Source organism: Azospirillum picis (genome assembly GCF_017876115.1).
GTDB classification, from domain to species: Bacteria; Pseudomonadota; Alphaproteobacteria; order Azospirillales; family Azospirillaceae; genus Azospirillum; species Azospirillum picis.
Genome location: NZ_JAGINO010000054.1, coordinates 1 through 2,180, shown reverse-complemented (window position 1 = coordinate 2,180; position 2,180 = coordinate 1). Strand labels below are relative to the sequence as shown.

Here is a 2,180-nt window from a genome sequence, read left to right as displayed (position 1 = left end):
GCTGGGCCATCGCCGACATGCTCTGGGCGGTGGCGTCGAGCTCGGAGGCGGCGGCGGCGACGGTGCGCAGGGCGGCGCTGGACGAGGTTTCGAAGTCGGCGAGCAGGCGCTCGACCGCCTCGGTGCGGCGCTGCTTGGCCTGCTGTTCGGCCGCTTCGGCCATCGCCAGGCGGTCGGCTTCGATCAGCCCGTCCTTGAACACCTGCACCGCCCGCGCCATGGCGCCCAGTTCGTCCTTGCGCTCGGTGCCCTCCACGGTGATCGAAAGCTCGCGACCCGCCAGCCGGTTCATCGTACCGGTCATCGCCTGGATCGGGCGGACGACCGACGCGCTGATGACCCAGCCTGCAGCGGCACAGAGGATCGAGACCAGGAAAACGGCGATGGTGACCCAGAGCTTGCTGGTTTCGTAGGTGGCGGCACCGTCGTTCGCCACCTTGAAGGCTTCCCGGGTGTTGAAGTCGATCAACTCCTGCACCGTGGCCTTTGCCGCACGGAACTGCTTGCGCGACTCACCTCTGAACAGTGCCGCCGCAGCATCGGTCTGGTTCTGACGCGACAGGGGAAGCAACCTGTCCCGGCTTATCTCAAGGTAGGCGTTCCAGTTTACCAGGAACTTTCTGTATGTCTCGGTTTCCCAGCCGGGCGTCACATATCGTTCGTACTCTTTCCGCGCGGATTCGAAGGACGCGATCACTTCCGCGAGGCTCTTTTCCTCGGTAGCCATGTCTGCGTCGGCGGTCGAGATGATGTGCGCGGCCTCGATGATCCGGTAATAGTCGAACGCGGTATACAATCTCGCCGCCGCATTGACGGAAGGGAGCCAGTTTCTACGGACCACCTCGGATCCTTCATTCATGGCGCTCATGCGGCCGAGACTGAACAGGCCGAGTGCCAGGGCCATCAGCGTGATAATTGAAAACACCAGTATGGACTTTGACCGGATGGAAAAGTTCGCCAACGAGGTCATTCGTATCCCCTTCATCTTCGGCCACCCCATACCGCCCCGGTCTTGTCCAGGGGCTTGGTCTGCAAGGTGAAGCGACGCTCGGCTGTGTCGACAGCTCACCGAAAGCAATTCCTGCGCCAATGGTGACGGTCGCCGCGGAATATGCGTTATCCGTTGATAAGAAAGGGAAAAGTTCCGACGGAATGGTTTTCCTGCCGGATTTCTTCCCGAGGGGGATGCGGACCGCGGCTCGTGCTGCGTCGCTTAATGCGATGCGAATTGCCCGATTCGCCGATACGGGTGACTACGTGATTCCACGTAGCTCCTTCGTAGCCCTTGCAGCGCTTCGCCCCGAAAGGAATAGTCCCGCCCAATCCTATCTTTTGGTATACCCTCGATCCGAGAGAGGGTTGCGTCCTGCCGCGCGCATGTGCGGCTGCAACAAAAGCAAAAGGGGACGGCATGGCCGCGCCCCCGCAACAGGGAGGTTCTCCGTTGAGAGTGCTGCTCAGACTAAGCGGGATGATCGATGCCTTGAACGACGGCATCGGCAGACTCGTCTATTGGCTTGTGCTCGTCGCCGTTGTTGTCAGCTCCGCCAATGCGGTCATCCGCTACGGCCTGAACACCAGTTCCAACGCATGGCTGGAACTGCAATGGTACCTGTTCTCGGCGGTGTTCCTGCTCTGCTCGGGCTATACGTTCCTGCGTAACGAACATATCCGCATCGACATCGTCATTGGCCGCTTCTCCAGGCGGGTACAGGCTTTGGTGGACGTCTTCGGCATCATCTTCTTCATGTTTCCGATGGCGATACTCATCATGGTGCTGTCCTGGCCGATGTTCATGGACAGTTATCTGACCCACGAGATGTCGAGCGACGCCGGCGGTCTGATCCGCTGGCCCGCCAAGCTCCTGATCCCGGTCGGTTTCTTCCTGCTCACTGCGCAGGGGGTGTCGGAACTGATCAAACGCATCGCCTTCCTCACCGGCCATCGCGACGAGCCGGGCGAGAAGATGCACAGCCACTCGTAAGGACCGGGAGCGCCCTCAAGATGGTCGAGTTCGTATCCACCAACATGGCGCCGCTGATGTTCGGCGCCCTGGTGATTTTCCTGTTGCTGGGTTTCCCGGTGGCCTTCGCGCTGGCCGCCAACGGTCTGGCGTTCGGCCTGATCGGCATCGAGCTGGGCCTGCTGACCCCGGCGCTGTTGCAGGCGCTGCCGGAACG

At 61.3% G+C, this 2,180-nt stretch carries 2 protein-coding genes and 1 pseudogene; 2 read left to right on the top strand and 1 reads right to left on the bottom strand.

Translation table 11 applies throughout. The features are described from left to right. The coding region (locus tag J2850_RS31490) for an MCP four helix bundle domain-containing protein (RefSeq protein WP_209991386.1) at positions 1 to 970 on the bottom strand (970 nt) is incomplete at its 3' end. Between the two features lie 474 nt (positions 971 to 1,444). Between J2850_RS31490 and J2850_RS31485 the strand changes: the two genes are divergently transcribed. Further along, positions 1,445 to 1,984: a TRAP transporter small permease subunit gene (locus J2850_RS31485; RefSeq protein WP_209991384.1), complete on the top strand. Its 540-nt coding sequence runs from the start codon at positions 1,445 to 1,447 to the stop codon at positions 1,982 to 1,984. Between the two features lie 20 nt (positions 1,985 to 2,004). After that, positions 2,005 to 2,180, top strand: a pseudogene (locus J2850_RS31995) (C4-dicarboxylate ABC transporter); the annotation flags it as partial.